The organism is Bacteroides stercorirosoris (assembly GCF_900142015.1).
Taxonomy (GTDB): domain Bacteria; phylum Bacteroidota; class Bacteroidia; order Bacteroidales; family Bacteroidaceae; genus Bacteroides; species Bacteroides stercorirosoris.
On the sequence record NZ_FQZN01000022.1, the window covers coordinates 82,474 to 103,151 of the forward strand.

Genomic DNA, 20,678 nt, shown 5'->3' on the forward strand with positions numbered 1-20,678 from the left:
AATCGTATGAAAACAAAATTACAATCAATGTTCGTGGCGGCCCTTACTTTGGCTGCGTCAACTCAGAAGTTGGGTATCAATCTTATTCGCGTGGCAATTCTGGTTATTTTCGTTTGGATAGGCGGATTGAAGTTCTGGAATTATGAAGCCGAAGGTATCGTACCTTTTGTGGCAAACAGTCCTTTTATGAGCTTCTTCTATACGCATAGTGCTCCTGAATATAAGGAATACAAACTGAAAGAAGGTGAATTTGATGCCGTGAAGCATGAGTGGCATAAGGAAAACAATACGTATGGCTTTTCTCATGGGTTGGGCATTCTCATCATGACCATTGGTGTTCTTACTTTTCTGGGCATCTTCTGGCCGAAAGTCGGTCTGGTAGGAGCAGGGCTTGCAATTATCATGACTCTCGGCACGCTGTCTTTCCTTGTCACCACGCCCGAAGTATGGGTGCCTGATTTGGGCAGTGGCGAGTCCGGTTTCCCATTATTGACCGGTGCCGGAAGATTAGTTATAAAAGATACAGCCATTTTGGCCGGTGCAATTGTTATATTAGCAGACAGTGCGAAAAGCGTACTGAAACAATTAAAGAAATAGAGATATGAAAAAGTATGATGCTATCATTATCGGCTTCGGAAAGGGAGGAAAGACCCTGGCTGCCGAATTTGCAAAACGCCAGAAGACGGTTGCAGTAGTGGAACGTTCAAACCGTATGTACGGAGGCACTTGTATCAACATCGGTTGTATTCCTACAAAGACGCTGGTGCATCTGGCCAAGGAAACCCCGGTAAAGGCTGTGTGGGAAGAGAAGAAGGAATATTACCGTCAGGCCATCGGCCGCAAGGAAGAGGTCACTTCTTTTCTGCGGAACAAGAACTATCATAATCTGGCCGATAATCCCAATATAACGGTTTATACGGGTGTAGGTGCATTTGTCGGCCCCGATGTGGTAGAAGTCAGGACGGCGGAAGAAGTGATAGAATTGCAGGCGCCGCAGATATTCATAAATACCGGAGCGGAAACCATCATACCTTCCATCGAAGGGATAAAGGATAATCCCCGTGTATATACAAGCACTTCCATCATGGAACTGGAAGAACTTCCCGAACGTCTGGTGATTGTGGGCGGAGGTTATATCGGGCTGGAATTTGCTTCCATGTATGCTTCTTTCGGTTCGAAGGTGACGGTGCTTGAAGGCTATCCGGAACTGATAGGGCGTGAAGACAGGGACATTGCAGACAGTGTAAAGTCGGTATTGGAGAAGAAAGGCATTGTTTTCCATCTGAACGCACGTGTGCAGTCGGTAGACGGTTCAACGGTGATTTATCAGGATGTTGCGACGAACGGGATTCATCATCTGGAAGGAGATGCCATCTTGCTGGCAACAGGCCGTCGTCCTAATACTTCGGGTTTAAACCTGGATGCGGCAGGTGTGAAAGTGGATGACCGCGGAGCTATTATTGTGGATAAGTGGTTGCGGACTACCAATCCCCATATCCGTGCTATCGGTGATGTGAAAGGCGGTTTACAGTTCACTTATATTTCTTTGGATGATTACCGTATAATCCGTGAAGATTTGTTCGGTGCCGGAGAGCGCCGGACGGATGACCGCGAGCCGGTCAGCTATTCAGTATTTATTGATCCTCCTTTGGCACGTGTCGGACTGAGTGAGGCGGAAGCACGCAAGAAAGGATTGGATATAAAGGTAAATACTTTGCCCGTCGGTGCCATTCCGCGTGCACGAACGTTGGGTGAGACGGACGGATTGTTCAAGGTGGTGGTAGATGTCCATACCAATAAAATATTGGGTTGCACCCTGTTCGGTCCGGGAACGAGTGAAATTATCAACATCGTATCAATCGTAATGAAAACGGGACAGGAATATACTTTCTTGAGAGATTACATCTTTACACATCCCAGCATGAGCGAAGCGCTGAATGACCTGATGAATTTCTAAATGAAAAATGAGGAATGAAGAATTTGCGTATCTCCCTAAAAATGACGAATATTGTGCCCGAATTCTGTATACCTTTATAGTGTGGTGATTTCCTTTGATTCACTGCTTGCAGAGATTGTGAAAATTCTATGAGACATTCGGCAAAAGATAATTATGTCTATCTGACTACAGCTCCGGTGCCCCGTCTGATAGTATCGTTGGCTGTGCCTACGATTATCAGTATGTTGGTTACATCGTTCTATAACATGGCGGACACGTACTTTGTGGGGAAAATCAATACCCAGTCCACGGCGGCTGTGGGAATTGTGTTCTCCGTCATGTCCATCATCCAGGCGGTGGGATTCTTCTTCGGGCATGGTTCAGGAAACTACATCTCGCGGAAGCTGGGTGCGCAGGAGACAGGGAATGCCGAGAAGATGGCGGCAACAGGCTTCTTCTGGGCATTGTTTATGGGGATTGCCCTGGCAGTAACCGGACTGATATTTCTTACTCCGCTTTCGTTAGCATTGGGTTCTACGCCTACCATATTACCTTATACAGAGAAGTATCTGGGTATTATCTTGCTGGGTGCTCCATTCATGACTGCTTCTCTCGTGATGAACAATCAAATACGTTTTCAGGGCAATGCAGCGTATGCGATGGTGGGAATTGTTTCGGGTGCAGTCATCAATGTGGTGCTGGACCCGATACTGATATTCGTTTTTGATATGGGAATATCGGGTGCGGCATGGGCTACGGTCATCAGTCAGATATGCAGTTTCTCTCTGTTGCTGTATATGGGCAGTAAGGGAGGGAATATCCGTATTCGTTTCAGAAATTTCACACCTTCACTGGCTTTCATAAAAGAGATTATCGGCGGAGGTACACCGTCGCTTGCCCGCCAGGGATTGGCAAGCGTGGCAACTATCTTGCTGAATGTGGCTGCCGGTGCTTACGGTGATGCTGCCATTGCGGGTATGTCTATTGTCACCCGTATCGCTATGTTCATCAATGCTTTCCTGATAGGCTTCGGACAAGGTTTCCAGCCGGTGTGCGGTTTCAATTATGGAGCGGGGCTTTACGGACGTGTACGCCAGGGTTTCTGGTTTTGTGTGAAGGTAGGTTTCATATTCTTGCTGGTATGTGCAGTGCTTGGTATGGGATTTGCTGAAGAAATTGTTTCCGTGTTCCGCAAGGGAGACCCTGATGTGATAGCGGTGGGGGCTGCCGCATTGCGTTGGCAATTCATTACTTTCCCGCTGGGTGCCTGGATTGTTGTCAGTAATATGATGTTGCAGACTATCCGTAAACCCGTCAAGGCTACCATTCTTTCGTCTGCCCGTCAGGGACTGTTCTTTATTCCGTTGATTTTTATCCTGCCTTACTATCTGGGATTGCAGGGAGTAGAAATGTGTCAGGTTGCTGCAGACCTTCTTACTTTCCTTCTTGCCATTCCGCTGACAGGCAGTGTGCTGAATGAGATGAAACGGAAACAGGCGGAGCAAATGCAGCCTGCTGGAGATTAGAATCTATATCCCACAGTAAAGAAAGAAGCGAGGTTTTTGGGAGAGAATTTTTCAATGCCGGAGTTTTGCAGCAGATTGTCCAGTTGGTCGTTTACTTTAATCATTCCCAATTGGAGTTCCGCTCCGAAAATGAATTTGTGGTATTCAAAGTTTAGGGCAAACATGAGTCCGGCATCAAAGCGCTTGTTGCCCATATTGTCGTCTATCATATTGCCGAAAGTATCTAAACGGAATCTGTAGCCGCTTCCTCCGTGATGGACACTACTGCTATAATCATATTGTTCCTGCATTTCGCCCGACGTTTTGCCACCTACACCATAAGCGATGTAAGGACCAGCACTCAGTGAAGCGCTGTAATCTTTGCCGAGGTGAAGGCGGGCCGCCATCATAACAGGCAGTTGGATGTATAGTTCATTCATGTCCGCTTTGCCTACATATTCTATATCTTCACGGGCACCTATTGACACAAAGTTCAGTGAGGGCTGGAACACCCATGTCCTGTTGAGTTCATAGTTCATGCCGACACCTGCTTTATAGGCGATGCGTGTGTTGCTTTCTACATTTTCTCCCCAGAAGTTGGAGGTGCCGACTCCGGCTTTTACCTGAAAGGAAATAGGGGATTGGGCTGTTGCTCCTAATGCTATGATTGAAAAGAAAACGGTGAGAATAGTCTGTTTCATTGTTTGAACCTTGTAAGGGGTTGATGTTTATTTTGTCGCAAAGATATAAATTATATGATTACAAGCAATTATGTAGCCGGATTATCATTTAATAGAATTTTCTGATTAACCAATCTGTCAGGCAGAATGGCAGCATGGGCTTGATGCGGGCGAAGAATACCTGTTCCCACGGGCCTACTTTGGTACGAAATGCCGGTCGGCGTTTGTTCACCAGTTTACAGACGGCTCTTCCCAACTTTTCGGGGTGGCAACCGTTATTCTCGGATTGCTCCACATTCTGCATTGTTCTTGTGAAGTGTTCTCCATATTGTGAATGGGAGAGAGTGGCCTCATTCATCTGCCGTTGTGCGGTGAAGCCCGTCCGGAAATCTCCCGGTTCAACGACGCATACCTGTATGCCGAAAGGCTTCACCTCCTGGTAAAGCGCTTCGCTATAACCTTCGATTGCAAATTTGGAGGCGCTGTAAAAAGCCTGGTAAGGAACGGCAAGCACTCCTGCAATGGAACTGATGTTGATGATTCGTCCCTGTCCCGCCTCGCGCATGGAGGGCAGGACGGCGGCGCACATACGGACGGCACCTATAAAGTTAGTATTCATCTGGCGTTGTATCTCGTCTTCGGTAGTCAGCTCTATGGCTCCGCTGATGCCCATACCTGCATTGTTGACAAGCACATCAATTCGTCCCTCTTCAGCCAGAATTGTCGATATGGCATTGGAGACGGATGCCGGGTCGGTGATGTCCAGTTGCAGCATCTTGAAATCCGGGTTATCGGAAACGGCTTTCCGGCTGCTGCCGTAGACGGTGTGCCCTTGTGCGGCCAACTGCGTGGCGATGACTTTTCCAAAGCCGGAAGAGGCACCGGTGACGAGGATTATTTGCGTATGTTTCATGTCACGTAAGGTCTATCTTTACAATACGGATTAATGTTCTTTTAAACCTTAACATACCGTTCAACTGGCATATCGGTCGGTTTCAACAGTACAAAGTTATGCTTTTTATCGTTTACTTCATAATTGAAACCAAACTTCCAATCCCATGAACCGATTTTGCATATGCTTGTAGGGGCGAAAAATCTTTCGCCTACAGGCATAGCACAACCTCTTGTCTCCTCGTCAACTGAATCTCATTAAAACGCCCGTCCTTTAAATACGCTCGATTCGGACAAAGGAATTACTTTGCCATCCAGTAACAACCTGTTCGAGTTGAAGTTCGGATTGATTGTGACGGATGCGCTGTTGGTATCATGAGTCAATCTGATAGAAACTTGTGCCGAAATTCCGACACCTACCACATTGAAATTACAGTTCACATTTCCTTTTTTGTCTGTGGTCGTTTTTATTTCGCCCACCCTGCCGTCTACTGTTATACCTCCTATACCGTTAGGGCCTGCATAAGGACCGTTGAAAGCAACCTGGACGGATGCTTTTTCACCATTTAAGAGTACAAAGTTGGTGTTTGACGTAACAAAAGCGCTTCGTCCTCTCTTGAATGTGATTCGATCAGCTTCCAATACAAATTTTCTGTTGTTGATGGCTTGTACAGCATTGGCATACGCCTGTGCTTCTTCTCTTTTTTCCCTGGCTTTTTCTGCGTCACGCTGAGCTTTACGTTCGGCACGGCGGTTTTCACTACTACTTTGTTGTGCATACATTGCCGTAGAGGCACCTATGAAAACTAACATCATTAATGCGATAATCTTTTTCATGATTTCTTCTTTTATTGTTCTGTTTTACTCTAATCTACAAAATAAACAATCTGGGAATGAAAAAGATGCAAACGGTATGCTAAATATTATAAAGAATATAGTAAAGTTTGGTTTACTATTAGTGCTGATTCTGCCGACCCTATATGATAACGTCATTTACCTCACATGGTAACTCCATTTACATACCGAGGTAAAGGCCGTTACATGCCGAGGTAAAGAGCGTTACAATATGGGGTAAAGGCCGTTACATCCGGTGGTAAATGCTTTTACATCATAATGAAAATACTTGGTAAATATAATGCATTGATAATTAAAGCATTGTTGGCTCCTGCCAGGATTTGCATGTACAGGGGAATACCGGATAATCTCTGCCTTAGGGTGGCATAAAGAAGCGTTATTCTATTAGTAAGTTTCGTCCTTTAGGATATTTCACTTTATATCGCAGAGGTAACTCACGTTGTTCGCCGGGCTGTAAGGTCATTTGCCAGGCGATGATGCCTTTGGCTTCATCCAGTGTGCCGCCACTGATTTCTTCTGCCGTCACGGTGATGTTGTTGTTGCGTGATACGGGCAGTTGGTCGTAAAGAGTGAGTGTCACAGGCTCGGGGCGTGTGTTACGTACAGAGAGTTTCCAGGCAATGGATTGCGTCTGGCTGGAACCTATGAATTTGCGGGAAGTATATTCGTTTTCTTTCGTACGCTGTATCATGATGCGTTTATCACGTCCCAGTGAGAAGGAGAGAGTATCGCTTTGCTGGCTGACGTTCATGATGGATTTGCCGATGAAAGTGTTTTCAAAATAAACATTCGCCTCGCCTTCGAGCAGGTGCAGTTTCTCCCAATCGGTAACCCGGGCTATGAGGAATGCATCTTTATCAATCTTCGGAGTGCTTTGATAGGTATAAGAGGCTGGAATCTCATAATGTCCGATTTCGGCAACTACCGGCTTACTATCTGAAGGGATAGTGTAGGGGATTTTGATTTCAAACTCGTAGCCCATCTGTCCCTGGGTTTGCTCGACATTGAGGGCCATACTGGCTTCCTCTTCAATGGCGGCAGCTTTCTTGATGGATTTGGTAGAAGGCCTGTGGGAGGATGCGGACGCTTCTGTCCCATATCCCACTACTACCACTTCCTCCAACATCTGCATATCTTCCTGAAGAACGACATTCATGATGTTTCCACGTATATCTCTGGTCTGGGTCTGAAAACCGATGAATGAGAATTGGAGTTGGTTTTGTCCGTTGGGGATGGTGATGGAATACTTACCGTTCACGTCGGTGATAGTGCCTATGGTGGTACCGGGTATCATTACATTCGCTCCGATGATAGGTTCCCGTCCACTGTCGAGCACTACTCCCGAAACCGAATTCCCATTTTGATTCAGGCTGTAGCGTGGTGCTGCAAGTCCGTAATCCAGCCAATAGGTGGCTAATTTCGGAGCTACGCTTCCGGTCGTAGGATTAGAAGAAGAGAGGGACAACTCCACATTCTTCCAATCTTCTTTAGTATTCTGGAAGATATTCGCTTTGTAAACAATGGAAATTGGCTCGGACAGACTACCGGAACGGACATCATAGGAGGGGAACCAACCGGCATTCTTCACATAATAATTCAGTATAAATGTGGCTTTGCAGGCAGCGGGCGCGTTTACGTTTACTGCAATCTCGCTCATGGGGGTTAAAGACTTACCGCTCAGTTGCGCTAACTCTGCATTCAGTTGCTCTTGCTTCCGGGTAAGTTCTTCTATTTTCTCGTTGATGGCGAGTTCTTTCGATTTCAGAGTTTTCAGTTGGGTGGAATAATATTGGTTCACCTCTTTGATGGTAGCCAGAGAGGTAGCCGTATTCTTATTGCTGACGGAACAGTTTGTTTTCAGTATTTCATATTCGGCATTAATCAGTCCGAGTTCGGCTTTCTGTTCTTTCTGTTGTTTCTCTGTTTTTTTCAGCTCTTCTTGCAGGCTTTGCTGTTTCTGACTGACGGAAGCACTATCAGTATAGTTATATTGCTGATTGACAGCCGTAACGGTAAGTTTACCCTTGGCACTTACCTGCATGCTTTGTGCATCCATGTATGGGGATAGTCCGGTGAAGATGAGAGTGGAGGTTCCCGCAGGGATGTCTACTTGCCTGGTACGTGTCACTTGGGCGCCGTCGATGAATAGCATTACTTTTTCGGCTGTTGTTTTCACTTTATTTTGCCCCACAAGGGTAGTGGCGCACAGACATAGGCATATCCATAAACCAAATTTCAGTCGTTTCATAGTCAGTTACTTTAATGTTATGCTACAAATATATGGAAATCCGTAAACAATCGTTTCCTAATAATCTATTTTTTGCTTGCATCTTTCTGAAAAAGATTGTTCTTTTGCACTATCTGTTTATTCACTAAATTGTCTGCGCCTTATGAAAATCAATTGCTGGATCTTTCTTTCTATGCTTCTGGGGATGGTGAGTTGCCAATCTCAAGACCGTACTTTTACTGTGCATTGCATCGGGTTGGATGCTCACGAAGGAGACACATTATATCTGTGGCGCTATGGTGCCGACCGCATGACGGGAGACAGGGATTATGGAAAAGGACCGCTGGATTCTGCCATCATCAGAAACGGGCAGGCCATATTCTCCGGAAAAGAAGATACGCTGCATCTCTACGGTATAGAGCATCGCCATAGCATGAACTTTTTCTATCCCGAAAGGGGGGAACTGACGCTGACCAATGTAACTCCGCCGGAAATGCCTGTGCCGGACAAGAGCACTAATCCCCGTTCGTTGAATGTGCGCCTTTGGAAACTCTGGCATGAAGAGCTCTTTCCGCGTGAGGAAACCCGGAAGTTCGTATTTGAGAATGCGGGTAATGCAATGGGGTGGATGGTCTTCGACCGTTGGGCGGAAATATATCCGGATGAACTGGAGAAATTATATCAGAACAGTAATCCGCAGATGCGGGACAGTACATCGGTATTGATAGGATTGAAACGTTTGCTTGACGGAACCCGCAGTATGATGTCCGGAGATGATTTTATTGATTTCAGACAGGTGGATTACGCAGAAAAAGATAGTGTGCAATTCTCGGATATTGCAGGAAAGGGGCAGCCGGTATGTTTGCTTTTCTGGTTGAATGATGGGATAGACGGTGTCCGTGCAGAATTGGATGATTTGCGGAACCAATATCCGGATGCTCGGATAGTGGTTGCTACTTATAGATTCCAGGATCCGAAATCTCGGGCGTTTGTTGGCGAATTAGAGGATAAATATCAGGCGACTGTCCTGGATGACAGCCGCCGTTTTGAAAAGAGTGCTCGTTGGAAATACCGCATTTATGGTTCTTTCAACTACGAATATATGTTTGACGGACAAGGAAAACTGATAAAAATGAAGCCTGTATTATAATGAATTATAGTAGGCTTCTGCCTTTGCCAGAGTTTCCGGTTTCCCCACATCGAACCAGTTTTCACTATCTATGGGATATCCCTGGATATGTGCTCTGGAACAGATATCCACGTAAAACGGGATGATAGAGAATTTGCCTGTCCAACGCTCATCTTCCATAAATTGAAAGATGGAGGGTGAAAGGACATGGACACAGCCGAAAGCCTGTAATTGGTAGTGCTCGCCGGGATAATCAAGTTCTTTGGGAAGTACTTCGCCGGTGGAAAGATTAGTCCAGCCGCAAAGGCGATTATCTTTATCCATCAGCAGATAGCGGGAGGTTTTCCGATGATTGGTGAGCAGGGTGGCGTCTGCATTGCTTTCCAGATGGTGGCGATAGAAGGCATTGAGGTCTAAATCCGTCAGAATGTCTGAATTATGTATAAGGAAAGGCTCGTTGCTCTCCAGCAGAGGACGGGCTTTTTTGATTCCGCCACCGGTATCCAGCAATTCGCCCCGTTCGTCGCTGATGTGGATATCTGCGCCGAAATTATCATGAGCGCGGAGGAAATCTATAATCTGTTCACCAAAGTGGTGGATATTTATGGTGATGTCATTGAATCCGGCATCTTTCAACCGGAGGATGACACGTTCTAACATGGGCTTGCCTGCGACGGAGACAAGAGCTTTGGGCATATTGTCGGTCAGCGGACGAAGGCGGGTGCCGAGGCCGGCGGCAAAGATCATTGCTCTCATTTAGTTTCTTGCTTTAAACGTCTGTTCTATATTCTGTTCCCTATGGATAAGATTTACCTGCACTCCGAACAGTTTGTTCAGATGTTCCGCCAGATGTTGAGCCGAATAAACGGAACGGTGCTGGCCGCCTGTACATCCGAAACAGATGGAGAGATTTGTAAATCCTCGTTCCATATACCGCTTTACCGAAGCATCCACTAAACCATACACATGTTCGAGGAAAGTCGTTATCTCCCCGTCATCTTCAAGAAAACGGATAACGGGTTCGTCCAACCCGGTGAAAGGTTTGTAGCGGTCGTACTTGCCGGGATTGTTCACCGCGCGGCAATCGAATACAAAACCACCTCCGTTTCCGCTGGAATCTTCGGGAATACCTTTCTTATATGCGAAGCTGGTAACCTTCACAACAAGGCGGCGTTTCTGCAAATCGTCAGTGAATTGTTTCAGTTCGGTAAGTTCTTTCAGCACGTGGCAGAGATACGGATATTCGGGGTACGGCTCCTGCAATAACTGCCGCAGGTTTTCAATAGCGAAAGGTACACTCTGGATGAAATGCGGCTTCTTTTCAAAATAGCCGCGGAAACCGTAAGCACCCAGCACCTGCATGGTACGGAACAGTACGAAATGGCGCAACTGGGCATAGAAGTATTTTTCGTCTACTGGCTGATATTTGCACAGTGAATCAATGTATTCCTTCAAAAGTTCTTTGCGCAGACTATCGGGATAATTCGCCTTGGCTTGCCACAGGAAAGAAGCTACATCATAATAAACAGGCCCTTTACGTCCGCCCTGAAAATCAATGAGCCACGGTTCACCATCCTTAATCATCACGTTGCGGCTCTGGAAGTCCCGGTACATGAAAGTAGCCGAACTGCTGCGCATCAATACATCCGTCATCTTCTGGAAATCATCTTCCAGACGGTCCTCCTGAAACTCCATTCCGGTTGCTTTCAGGAAACAGTATTTGAAATAGTTCAAATCCCACAAAATACTGCGGCTGTTGAATTCCGATTGCGGATAGCAATAGGAAAAGTCCATTCCGTCGGCACCGGAGAATTGTACGGCGGGCAACAGGCGCATGGTCTTGCGCAGGAGTTGCTTTTCTTCTTCATCAAACACGCTTGTTTTGCGCCCTTTTTCGATGGCATTGAACAGGAGCGTGTCGCCCAAGTCTTCCTGCAGATAGAAAGCGTCGTTTTCACTCTTTGCCACAACTTCCGGTACGGGCAACCCTTTCTTCCGGAAATGGCTTGCCATATAAAGGAAAGCCTGGTTCTCTTCGAGGGAAGTGCCGCTTACACCGATAAGTGTAGGCGTGCCTGACAGGCGGAAATAACGGCGGTTGGAGCCGGACGAAGGAAGTTCGTCGATTGCTTCCGGTTCGTGCCCGGTGTAAGCACAATATAATTTCTTGAGTTCTTCAGTAATCATAGTAATTTACTTTTATTTGGGCAGCTAAGGTAAGAGTTTTAGGGAATATATACTACCTTTGCGGGAAAGAAATTCAGTATCTTTTTTCTGAACACCCACAGGCTGAGTAGGAAATATACAAAGACCTGTATCCATAATGTCACCATTTCCGGACGAATATCCGCCATATCCCCTCCCATTGAATTCAGTTTAACGAAAGCCAGCACGGCAGGAGCGGCTGGAACAACGTAGTGTGCAGCTTGCCAATACCAAGGCATCAGTTCGAGAGGATAGGAGACACCGGAGAGGAAAATATATCCTACGGAAAAGAAGGCGATCATTAATAAGGGGGCTTCGGAGTCGGTGAAATACCGTGATGCCGCCAGTCCGAAGAAACTCGTTCCTATAAGGAAAGGGATCATCATAGTGATAATATCCCTGCCGTTCCCTATGTTCGGAATACTGAAAAAATGAGGAAGCAGGCCCAACAGGAACAGGGCAAAAATGAGATATAGCATTACGTAGACAAAAGTCCTGCCGGAGATATTGTATAATGCTTTGTGCCAGGCGGAACTGTCAGAAGCCGTTCTTTCTCCTGTCACTTCGGTTGTCACTTCTGTCTTTTCGACCGTCACTTCCGCTTTTTCGACCGTCGCCTTCACCTCTTTCCTTCTCGCTTCCGCCTCTTCCCCGGTTACCATTCCTATCACCATCAGCAATGTCTGAAAGATAATGATAATCATGACCGCCGGAATCAGATACGACCCATATCCCTCTGTGTAATTGTAGAGAGCCGTTCCCGATACATTGACGGGAGCGGATGAGGCTACAGCAAGTAGTCCCTGGGGAGGAAGAAACACAGTACCTTCCGCACGGTGGACATCGTTTACGGCAAGCATTACGCGCGAAGAAGCCTCCTGCAAATTCTTAAAATTCAGGAAAGCGTCTGTGGCGGCATAGACGCTAAAGACAGATTGTTCACCCCGGCCTACCCGTGCATCAAAGTCAGCGGGAAGATAGAGAATACCATCTACTTTGCTTTGTTTCAACCATTCTTTCGCTTCAAGATAATTGGGTGTCAGGGCATAGACTGACGCCTGTGGAGTGGCATTGAGCAGGCGGATATATTCCCGGCTAAGGGCGGAATGTGAATTATCAACAACGGCAACAGGCGTTTTCCGTACAAGGTTAGGGGCGTACATCAGGTTGTAGAGTAGCCCGTAGGCGAAGATACCGCCTATCAATACCAAAAGTATTGCCGGATTGGTGCTGATGGCACGCCATTCACGGCAGATAATATCTGATAGCGAAAGAGGGGCTGTATGATTCGCCGGCATACGTGTTTCTGTTTCTTCTCCGTGTTTCAATATCCAATTCCTCAGCCTCGGCAGTATCAGCAGTGCCAGCAATGGAAAAAGCAGAAGTATGGCTGTCGATTGCCAGTAATATCCGAACCCGGAGTCAAAATACAGCATCGACTGCGCTATTTCCGTAAAATGACGCACAGGGAAAAGATAGGATGCCGCATGCACAGGCGGATACATGCTCGTTACAGGAAAAGTGACACCGGAAAGTGTCGCCCCAAGCGAGCCGACCATCGACACGATGCTGATGATATAAGCTATCCGCGGAAAGATAGAGAAGATGAACACTGCAAGTGCCTGTGTCGCAATAATAAATAACACCGTCATCAGGTTCATCATCAGCAAACTTCCCTGGAAAGGTATATGCAATACGCCATACAGGACATAATTAGCCAATATGCCGATTATCGAGAAAATGAATGTATAAGGCAACAGTTTGCCAACTATGGCAGTTAAAATATTCCCCCGTGCTGTCGTCATCCACTCCTGTGCCGTATGGAACTTCAATTCACTTCCCACGGCATAGACTGTCATCAACAAGATGAGTATCTGAAACAGGACATAGAAGAAAGGCTGGCTCAGATAAACGGAATAGTCCAGATCGGGATTATAAAGTGGATGCATACTGGATTGCACAGGCAGGAGAAAAGTTGTTATTTGCTCCTGATTGACACCCAATGATACAGCTTCCATCGCAATAGGCGAGAGTGCGACGGGTGCCAACGCCGTCTCAAAAGCCGCCATCAGCTCGCTACCTACGGAAAGGAGGGCATAATGGTAATAATAAGAAAGCGTGGCATCCATTCCTGTAGTGGCACGCTGTTCAAAGCCGGTGGGGATGGACAGATAGCCATAGATTTCTTTACGTTGTACAGCTTCGCGTGCGGCAGCCTCGTCGGTGAAATGCCGGGTGACACTGAAGGTGGGTACGGCAGCGATGTTTCGTGCTATCTGCCGGGATGTAGCGGTATTGTCCTTATCTACAATGCCGACAGGGATATTTTCCATCTGCCCGCTGCCGAAGATGGTAGCCATGAAGAACAGGCAGAACAAGGGTAACACGATGCACACACCGAGATAAAGCCTGCGAGAGGTCATGCGCTGCCATTCACGGCGAAGTACATTATATAAAGGTCGTTTCATAGGACAGGGTCTTTTAGTCATTTATTATTGATTGTCAGCAACACCGACATTCCCGGACGTAAACCTTCTACGGGCTGTGTCGGGCGAGCATGTATCTCGAATGTCTGCATATCATAACTTCCCGTCTGCTTGGTTGATTTCCAGGTGGCAAAGCTGCCCAGCGGACTGATATAATAGATGCAGAACTCCACATTCTTCTTGCCGATAGCAGGAACATCCGCACGGAATGTACCGTCCATTTTGAATTGTGGCATCAGGTCTTCACGCACGTTGAGCACGACATGCGCATCGTTCATGACAACCAGGTTCATGATAGGTGTGCCCGGTGCAACGAGTTCTCCGCGTTTAGGGAATATCGTTGAAATCTGTCCTGCCTCCGGTGCTGTTAGCCGTGCATCGACGAGCAGGGCAGACACTTCGTCAACCGTGCTGCGTGCTGCGTCCACCATGCTTCGGGCAGATGCACGGTCTTCGCTTTGCGCTCCGTCCACTGCCATCTGGTATTGCTCGTAGGCGGCACGCTCGGCTGCTTGTGCGGCACGATACATGGCTTCTACTTCATCTTTCCGCTGCGAGGTGACGACACTGTCTTTGTATAATGCAAGAATACGCTGATAAGTAGTTTGTGCCAGTGTCAGGTCGCTCTTGGTCTTGTTCCAGAGTTGCTGGGCGGTAGCGACGATTTGTCGCCGTGTGCCGGCGTCTATTTTCTTATTCTGTTCCTGTGCCACTTGCTCCAGGGCATTCACCTGGCGGTATTTGGCTTCTATGGTCGGACTGTTGATGACGACAAGCGTATCGCCTGCCTTTACCCAGTCACCTTCGCGTACGAGGAATGAATCCACTCGTCCCGGCAGTTTGCCGCTGATGCGGATTTCGGTGGCCTCTATCTGGCCCTGAAGTACGAGGGGTTGATGGCTCATAAGTACCATTCCCAGGATGGAGACGAGTATGGTGATTGCCAGTATGATGACAAATGCAGTGCTGATGCTTTTTTTAGAAAGTTCCATGATTTTAAAGGGTTTTGGTTTATACTTTTTAATGAAGAATGAAGAATTTGACTACGCTGTGAAAGCATACTGAAAGGAAATTCTTCATTCCTCATTAAAATACTTCTTGAATTGTTCCGGTGTGCCACAGAGGGCCAACAGGTTCATTAATGTCACATCATATTCATAATAGGCGGCCAGGCGGGCTACCCGGGCGGTGGCAAGCATTGTTTCTGCATCCACTACCTCGGTGCTGGTTGCCATACCTTCGGTGAAGGATTTCTTGCGGATGCGTACAAGCTCTTCGCTCAGGGCGATGGTCGCATTTAGGGCACGAACGTTGTCCTGTGCTTTTTGCAATCCGGTATACAGTTTATCTATGCCTACCGTCAAATCATCCTGTGTCTTATCTTTGCCCAATGCGAGGGTCTGTTCGGCAATGCGCGACTGGCGTATACGTTTTTCCCGTGCCAGTCCGTCAAAGAGGTTCCAAGTGAAACCTACGCCAATGATAGTACGTGGAACCAGATTACTCTGTATGCCGTGGGCGTAAAGTGTCTGTTTGCCAAAAAGGGCAATGTCCGGCAAATATCCGCTTTGGTCTATCCGCAGTTGTTGTTTGGCAATGTTCTGTTGCAATGACAGTTGGTTCAAGAGGTAGTTTCCTGTACGCATGGTTTGCACAAATTCTTCTTTTACAGGCAGTGTGGCATTGATAAAGAGGGGAGAGGTAGGCTCTATGCTGCAAGTATCCTCCATATTGAGCAGTATGCGTAAAGCACTCTCTACAACGGTGACCTCCTTCCGGGCGGATTCCAGTGCCCGCCAGGCTTCGTCCATATTTACTTGTGCGAAGAGGCGGCCGGCTTTGTCAATCATTCCGGCAGATTCCAGTTTGAGGGCATTCTCATAATGTTGCCTCAAACTATTGTAAGTGTCCTGGCGGACTGATACGATTTCGCGGGCCAGGCTGAGGCCGTAGTAACTTTCGGCCAATAGGGTTCGCTGTGTGGCGTCGGTTTGTGCACGGCTTTCCTGGGCGATGTCAATCATCCGGTTGCCTATCTTGCCTGCCCGTACACGTTTTCCACCGGAGAAGACTATCCATTCGGCTGTCAGTCCCACACTGGTCAGGTTTCGGGGGGCGAGGGGGAAGGCAAGAGTATAACTGCCTATCTGGTCCAGTATACCGCTGATGAACTGGTCGTCCGGCAGGATGGTATGTACAAAATCCTTAGCCGGATCGGTGAACTGGGAGAGGGGTTGCTTCACTTCTATCTTTTCGGACATGTGAACGTAAGTTCCTGCTCCTTGCAGGCTGGGATACCACAAAGCGTTCAGCTTATCCCGTTCCGCGCGGGCTGTTTCGATGCCTTTGTCGGCAATCTTCAGACTTTGATTGCTCTTTTGCAGCATTTGCAGAGCGTCGTCGTAGCTGAGGGAGAGGGACTGAGGCACATCCGGGGCATCGGATGGAATATTGACGGTGTTTTGTGCCGCCACAGAAAGACTCGCTCCCAACAGGGCGATAAATAAGGTTGGTTTCATATGTTAACTGGTTCGTTTAGGTTATAATAGTGATATTTATCTCAAACACTCCTTTCTTTCTATTGTTCAATCTCTACTCTTTTTTGATGTTTTGAAAAAGAAATGAGTTTTCACCACAGAGTAACACAGAGTATCACGGAGTCCTATTCTTTTGATTTCAAACTGATTAAACTCTGTGATACTCTGTGCTACTCTGTGGTGAAAAGATTCATAACTATACCGCAAGGAAGCAATTTATGTTGTTTGTATGAAATATTCATTTTTATATCTGCCCTGTCTTGGTACCTTTTTCACCCCCTCTCAGACGCCTTCTGAATGGGGGTACAATGAGTCCTGGACTGAAAGGCATTCAGTCCTGGACTCAATGCCATTCAGTCCAGGACTGAATCAGGTTCACTCAACGGGTCAAAGGGAAAACCGAAAAAAGGAAAGCGTTTTACTGCTCTTTTTGTAAATAAATATATTGTAATTCCACACTGCATTTGCATAAGATAAGCTGCATTTCAGCAGAACTTTTTCATGCAAGCATGAAAGTTCTGCATTCGATTTGCATTATCTTTGTCTCCGTTAAAAACAAATTATATATGGAGAAACTTCATCCTATTATGTTTGCCGGGACAGGTAGCGACGTGGGTAAAAGCATTATTGCCGCCGCCTTCTGCCGCATATTCCGTCAGGACGGTTACTGTCCGGCACCATTCAAGGCACAGAATATGGCGCTCAACTCCTACGCCACACCCGAAGGGCTGGAGATAGGTCGTGCCCAGGCCGTTCAGGCCGAAGCCGCAGGTGTGCCTTGCCATACGGATATGAATCCCTTACTATTGAAACCTTCTTCCGACCATACCTCACAAGTTGTGCTCAATGGGCGTCCCATCGGTAACCGTGATGCCTACGATTATTTCCGTGTCGAAGGCCGTGATGAACTGCGTCGCGAAGTCTGTGCCGCATACGACCGTCTGTCTGCCCGCTACAATCCTGTGGTGATGGAAGGTGCCGGAAGCATTTCCGAAATAAACCTGCGGGACACTGATTTGGTAAATCTTCCTATGGCCCTGCATGCCGGAGCAGATGTTATCCTTGTGGGAGACATCGACCGGGGCGGTGTCTTTGCCAGTGTCTACGGTTCGTTGCTGTTGCTTCGCCCTCACGAGCGTGAACGCATTAAGGGTATTCTTATCAATAAGTTCCGTGGCGATATCCGCTTGTTCGAGCCCGGCATCAAGATGCTCGAAGAACTTTGCGGCATCCCGGTGATAGGGGTTGTTCCTTATTATAAGGAAATATATATCGAAGAAGAAGACTCCCTTGCTCTTGCCACAAAATCTGTGCAGGCCGAACTGGGTAAAGTCAATATAGCCGTTGTCCTGCTGCGCCATCTCAGCAATTTTACCGATTTCAATGTGCTGGAACGCGACCCGCGTATTCATCTTTTTTATACCAACAACACCGATGAGCTGGCAAAAGCCGATATCATACTCATACCGGGAAGTAAAAGTACCCTTGCCGACTTGCACGAGCTGCGCCGCAACGGTGTGGCTCAAGCCATCATCCGTGCCCACCGCGAAGGAACTACGGTTATGGGTATTTGTGGAGGATATCAAATGATGGGGCAAGAAGTTTGCGATCCCGACCATGTGGAAGGAGAGATTGAACGCTTGCCCGGATTAGGCCTTCTGCCCGTCAGCACCCATATGACAGGTGTGAAAGTCACCCGGCAAGTCCGTTTTCAATTGTCAACTGTCAATTGTCAATTATTAGAGGGTTATGAGATCCACATGGGCACCACCGTCCCCACCCAAGGTGCCCCGACTTCTCCGCTGAATCTTCTGGAAGACGGCCGTACCGACGGCTATATTGTTGACCGCACTTGTATGGGAACCTATATTCATGGAATTCTTGACAATGCCCCGTTCATCGACTTCCTTCTGGAACCTTTCGCCGATAAACTTGCTGATGCCGGGAAATCTTTCGATTATCATCAATTCAAAGAAGAACAATACGATAAACTTGCCGACCATGTGCGTAGCCATGTCGACTTGCCGCTTATCTATAAAATACTGACAACTCATGATTGAAGGACACGGAGATGACTCCTATAAATACCAGCGCCCGATAACTGCTAATTTCAGCTCTAACGTCTATAGTAAAGTAGACCTTTCCGCACTGAAAGCACATCTGTGTACACGGATTGACGCTATCGGGAATTATCCCGAACCGGAACCCTATACTCTTGAATCCCGCCTTGCCGCTGGATATCATCTGCCTGCTGATGCCGTTTGTGTGACCAACGGTGCCATTGAGGCCATCTACCTCATTGCACAGACTTTCCGCGGGACGAATACTGCCATTTTGCAACCAACCTTTAGCGAATACGCTGATGCCTGCCGTATGCACGGGCACCGGGTTACTTCACTCTATCAGCTTCCTGCACCGGAAGAAGACGGATACCTCCTGCCGGAAGATATACGCATGCTCTGGCTTTGTAATCCTAATAATCCAACAGGGACGGTGGTTGATAAAGAGTATCTGAGAGAGTTAATCAAGCACAATTCGCAAGTCTGTTTCATCATCGATCAGTCATACGAATACTTCACTTTGCAGCCGCTATTCACTCCGAAAGAAGCTGCGGAATATCCGAATGTATTATTGCTGCATTCCATGACCAAACGATATGCTGTTCCCGGGTTGCGCTTGGGATATATCACAGGAGATGCCGGGTTGCTCAGCCGTCTGCGTACCCATCGTATGCCCTGGTCGGTGAATCAACTTGCCATCGAAGCCGGACTTCATCTTCTGAGACAAGATGTTCCCAATCCTCTGGATGTGCCTGCTTACTTAAAGGAAACAGCCCGTCTGCATGATGCTTTGGAGCGTCTGGGCAGTCTTGAAATATGGACGACAAAGACGCATTTCATGCTGGTTCGCCTCCGTTTCGGAAGGGCTGCTGCATTGAAGGAATATCTTGCCAATGAACACGGCATTCTTATCCGTGACGCCTCCAATTTTGAAGGCTTGGATGAGCAATTCTTCCGCATTGCTACTCAGACGCCGGAAGAGAATGACCGTCTTGTGCAGGCAATAAGGCAATGGCTTGAAAGTTAATATGGATGCAATGGAAAATATTCTCGTTATTTTAGGCGTTGCCTTTCATCTTAATCTGCCGCTGCTTGTGGCCTGGCTTCTCGATCGCCAGCTGGGCGATCCTGCTTGTTTGCCTCATCCCGTTGTTGCATTCGGCAAGATGATTTCATTCTCCGAACATCTTTTGAATAAAGGGAAATGCCGGCGATTGAAAGGTGCATTCATTGCTGTTTTCCTCGTCCTTATTGTTTATTTCGCAGCTTTCTTCCTACTTCGCTGGGCTGCTGCATTCTCTCCGGTCATGCTTCTGGCATTGCAGATACTTGCTGTCTTTTTCTGTCTGGCAGGCACAACTCTTATTCGTGAAGTCCGCATGGTATTCGGAGCCGTAGAGCGCTCTCTGGAAGATGGCAGAATGCAAGTAGCCCGTATTGTGGGGCGTGATACTTCCGAACTGTCCGCTCAGGAAGTACGTACTGCTGCTCTCGAAACTCTGGCTGAAAATCTGAGCGATGGAGTGATTGCTCCCTTATTCTGGTATATGCTTTTAGGTGTTCCCGGCATGTTGGCCTATAAAATGGTGAATACTCTTGATTCTATGATTGGCTATCGTAACGACCGTTACCGTGCTTTCGGTTGCTTTGCCGCCCGCCTGGACGATGTGGCAAATTATATACCTGCCCGCCTGACCGCCATGCTGATGATACTTGCCGCTATCCCCCGGACTCGTAAAAACACTCCCTTGCATCTTGTTTCCGGAGACGGCTCTCTCCAACCGGGTGGTTTTCTGTATTTGCTGAAGTTTGTCGGCAGATACGGTAATCAGCACGCCAGCCCTAACTCCGGTTATCCCGAAGCTGCTCTTGCCGGTATTCTGGACTGTCGTTTCGGTGGTCCGCACAATTATTTTGGTGAAGAAGTTTGGAAACCATCTATCGGCAGTAACGGCAGGCTTCTAACTACCGAAGATATGCAGATTGCAACCCGCGTCAACCTCCGTGCCGAGGGGATAATGATAATAATTTTGGTAATGACTGCCACTTTGGTTTCTTTTCTTATTTAGTGGTTCACTATTTTTGTCTCTTTGAAAAAAAATGAATATATTTGCCACGTATGCGGTGAATGACAACACAAACACCACACAGCACGAAACAAAAAACT

The 20,678-nt window shown here is 47.3% G+C and carries 16 protein-coding genes; 7 read left to right on the forward strand and 9 right to left on the reverse strand.

Going from position 1 to position 20,678, the window contains the following annotated elements; translation table 11 throughout:
• The first annotated feature begins 6 nt into the window (after positions 1-6).
• From BUC01_RS16675 to BUC01_RS16685, 3 genes are all read left to right on the forward strand, one after another.
• Positions 7-597 (forward strand): DUF417 family protein, encoded by a 591-nt coding sequence (locus BUC01_RS16675; RefSeq protein ID WP_025833120.1) that lies wholly within the window; start codon positions 7-9, stop codon positions 595-597.
• Positions 598-601: 4 nt separating this feature from the next.
• On the forward strand, positions 602-1,957 hold the full coding sequence (locus BUC01_RS16680) for an FAD-dependent oxidoreductase (RefSeq protein ID WP_025833117.1): 1,356 nt from the start codon (positions 602-604) through the stop codon (positions 1,955-1,957).
• 128 nt (positions 1,958-2,085) lie between these two features.
• Positions 2,086-3,462 (forward strand): MATE family efflux transporter, encoded by a 1,377-nt coding sequence (locus BUC01_RS16685; RefSeq protein ID WP_025833116.1) that lies wholly within the window; start codon positions 2,086-2,088, stop codon positions 3,460-3,462.
• On the opposite strand, the gene BUC01_RS16690 is transcribed toward BUC01_RS16685, so the two are convergent.
• From BUC01_RS16690 to BUC01_RS16705, 4 genes are all read right to left on the reverse strand, one after another.
• A complete protein-coding gene (locus BUC01_RS16690) occupies positions 3,459-4,142 on the reverse strand; it encodes a porin family protein (protein ID WP_025833114.1) in 684 nt (227 codons plus the stop codon). The genes BUC01_RS16685 and BUC01_RS16690 overlap by 4 nt on opposite strands.
• 88 nt (positions 4,143-4,230) lie before the next feature.
• On the reverse strand, positions 4,231-5,034 hold the full coding sequence (gene kdsR, locus BUC01_RS16695) for a 3-ketodihydrosphingosine reductase (RefSeq protein WP_025833111.1): 804 nt from the start codon (positions 5,032-5,034) through the stop codon (positions 4,231-4,233).
• A gap of 236 nt (positions 5,035-5,270) precedes the next feature.
• Complete coding sequence (locus BUC01_RS16700) at positions 5,271-5,849, reverse strand: DUF4251 domain-containing protein (RefSeq protein WP_025833098.1); 579 nt, start codon at positions 5,847-5,849, stop codon at positions 5,271-5,273.
• Positions 5,850-6,243: 394 nt separating this feature from the next.
• Positions 6,244-8,115, reverse strand: coding sequence for a DUF4139 domain-containing protein (locus BUC01_RS16705; protein WP_073314269.1), 1,872 nt, complete (start codon positions 8,113-8,115; stop codon positions 6,244-6,246).
• Positions 8,116-8,257: 142 nt separating this feature from the next.
• On the opposite strand from BUC01_RS16705, the gene BUC01_RS16710 reads away from it, so the two are divergent.
• Positions 8,258-9,244, forward strand: coding sequence for a DUF4369 domain-containing protein (locus tag BUC01_RS16710; protein ID WP_073314271.1), 987 nt, complete (start codon positions 8,258-8,260; stop codon positions 9,242-9,244).
• On the opposite strand, the gene BUC01_RS16715 is transcribed toward BUC01_RS16710, so the two are convergent.
• From BUC01_RS16715 to BUC01_RS16735, 5 genes are all read right to left on the reverse strand, one after another.
• The gene (locus tag BUC01_RS16715; RefSeq protein ID WP_025833096.1) at positions 9,239-9,979 is read right to left on the reverse strand and encodes a nucleotidyltransferase family protein; all 741 of its coding nucleotides are present in this window, start codon (positions 9,977-9,979) and stop codon (positions 9,239-9,241) included. The two genes, BUC01_RS16710 and BUC01_RS16715, sit on opposite strands and share 6 nt — an antisense overlap.
• A complete protein-coding gene (locus BUC01_RS16720) occupies positions 9,980-11,410 on the reverse strand; it encodes a RapZ C-terminal domain-containing protein (RefSeq protein WP_025833094.1) in 1,431 nt (476 codons plus the stop codon). It abuts the gene before it with no gap.
• Positions 11,411-11,448: 38 nt separating this feature from the next.
• Entirely contained in the window at positions 11,449-13,896 is a 2,448-nt protein-coding gene (locus tag BUC01_RS16725) for an ABC transporter permease (RefSeq protein WP_175560892.1), read from the reverse strand.
• 17 nt (positions 13,897-13,913) lie between these two features.
• Positions 13,914-14,906 carry an HlyD family secretion protein gene (locus tag BUC01_RS16730; RefSeq protein WP_025833091.1) on the reverse strand — a complete coding sequence of 331 codons (993 nt, stop codon included), beginning with the start codon at positions 14,904-14,906 and terminating at the stop codon, positions 13,914-13,916.
• Between the two features lie 84 nt (positions 14,907-14,990).
• A complete protein-coding gene (locus BUC01_RS16735; protein ID WP_025833085.1) occupies positions 14,991-16,433 on the reverse strand; it encodes a TolC family protein in 1,443 nt (480 codons plus the stop codon).
• Between the two features lie 584 nt (positions 16,434-17,017).
• Here BUC01_RS16735 and BUC01_RS16745 point away from each other — a divergent pair.
• The 3 genes from BUC01_RS16745 to cbiB are packed head-to-tail and all read left to right on the forward strand — an operon-like array spanning position 17,018 to position 20,580.
• Entirely contained in the window at positions 17,018-18,511 is a 1,494-nt protein-coding gene (locus tag BUC01_RS16745; protein ID WP_073314275.1) for a cobyric acid synthase, read from the forward strand.
• On the forward strand, positions 18,504-19,538 hold the full coding sequence (locus tag BUC01_RS16750; RefSeq protein ID WP_025835722.1) for a threonine-phosphate decarboxylase: 1,035 nt from the start codon (positions 18,504-18,506) through the stop codon (positions 19,536-19,538). The genes BUC01_RS16745 and BUC01_RS16750 overlap by 8 nt, the downstream gene beginning before the upstream one ends.
• Positions 19,539-19,548: 10 nt before the next feature.
• Positions 19,549-20,580: an adenosylcobinamide-phosphate synthase CbiB gene (cbiB, locus tag BUC01_RS16755; RefSeq protein ID WP_025835723.1), complete on the forward strand. Its 1,032-nt coding sequence runs from the start codon at positions 19,549-19,551 to the stop codon at positions 20,578-20,580.
• The last annotated feature ends 98 nt before the right edge of the window (positions 20,581-20,678 follow it).

Excerpts from the sequence above, each read along its gene's own strand:
- BUC01_RS16675 (WP_025833120.1), top strand. The coding sequence starts at position 7 with ATGAAAACAAAATTACAATCAATGTTCGTGGCGGCCCTTACTTTGGCT.
- BUC01_RS16680 (WP_025833117.1), top strand. The coding sequence starts at position 602 with ATGAAAAAGTATGATGCTATCATTATCGGCTTCGGAAAGGGAGGAAAG.
- BUC01_RS16685 (WP_025833116.1), top strand. The coding sequence starts at position 2,086 with ATGAGACATTCGGCAAAAGATAATTATGTCTATCTGACTACAGCTCCG.
- BUC01_RS16690 (WP_025833114.1), bottom strand. The coding sequence starts at position 4,142 with ATGAAACAGACTATTCTCACCGTTTTCTTTTCAATCATAGCATTAGGA.
- kdsR (WP_025833111.1), bottom strand. The coding sequence starts at position 5,034 with ATGAAACATACGCAAATAATCCTCGTCACCGGTGCCTCTTCCGGCTTT.
- BUC01_RS16700 (WP_025833098.1), bottom strand. The coding sequence starts at position 5,849 with ATGAAAAAGATTATCGCATTAATGATGTTAGTTTTCATAGGTGCCTCT.
- BUC01_RS16705 (WP_073314269.1), bottom strand. The coding sequence starts at position 8,115 with ATGAAACGACTGAAATTTGGTTTATGGATATGCCTATGTCTGTGCGCC.
- BUC01_RS16710 (WP_073314271.1), top strand. The coding sequence starts at position 8,258 with ATGAAAATCAATTGCTGGATCTTTCTTTCTATGCTTCTGGGGATGGTG.
- BUC01_RS16715 (WP_025833096.1), bottom strand. The coding sequence starts at position 9,979 with ATGAGAGCAATGATCTTTGCCGCCGGCCTCGGCACCCGCCTTCGTCCG.
- BUC01_RS16720 (WP_025833094.1), bottom strand. The coding sequence starts at position 11,410 with ATGATTACTGAAGAACTCAAGAAATTATATTGTGCTTACACCGGGCAC.
- BUC01_RS16725 (WP_175560892.1), bottom strand. The coding sequence starts at position 13,896 with ATGAAACGACCTTTATATAATGTACTTCGCCGTGAATGGCAGCGCATG.
- BUC01_RS16730 (WP_025833091.1), bottom strand. The coding sequence starts at position 14,906 with ATGGAACTTTCTAAAAAAAGCATCAGCACTGCATTTGTCATCATACTG.
- BUC01_RS16735 (WP_025833085.1), bottom strand. The coding sequence starts at position 16,433 with ATGAAACCAACCTTATTTATCGCCCTGTTGGGAGCGAGTCTTTCTGTG.
- BUC01_RS16745 (WP_073314275.1), top strand. The coding sequence starts at position 17,018 with ATGGAGAAACTTCATCCTATTATGTTTGCCGGGACAGGTAGCGACGTG.
- BUC01_RS16750 (WP_025835722.1), top strand. The coding sequence starts at position 18,504 with ATGATTGAAGGACACGGAGATGACTCCTATAAATACCAGCGCCCGATA.
- cbiB (WP_025835723.1), top strand. The coding sequence starts at position 19,549 with ATGGAAAATATTCTCGTTATTTTAGGCGTTGCCTTTCATCTTAATCTG.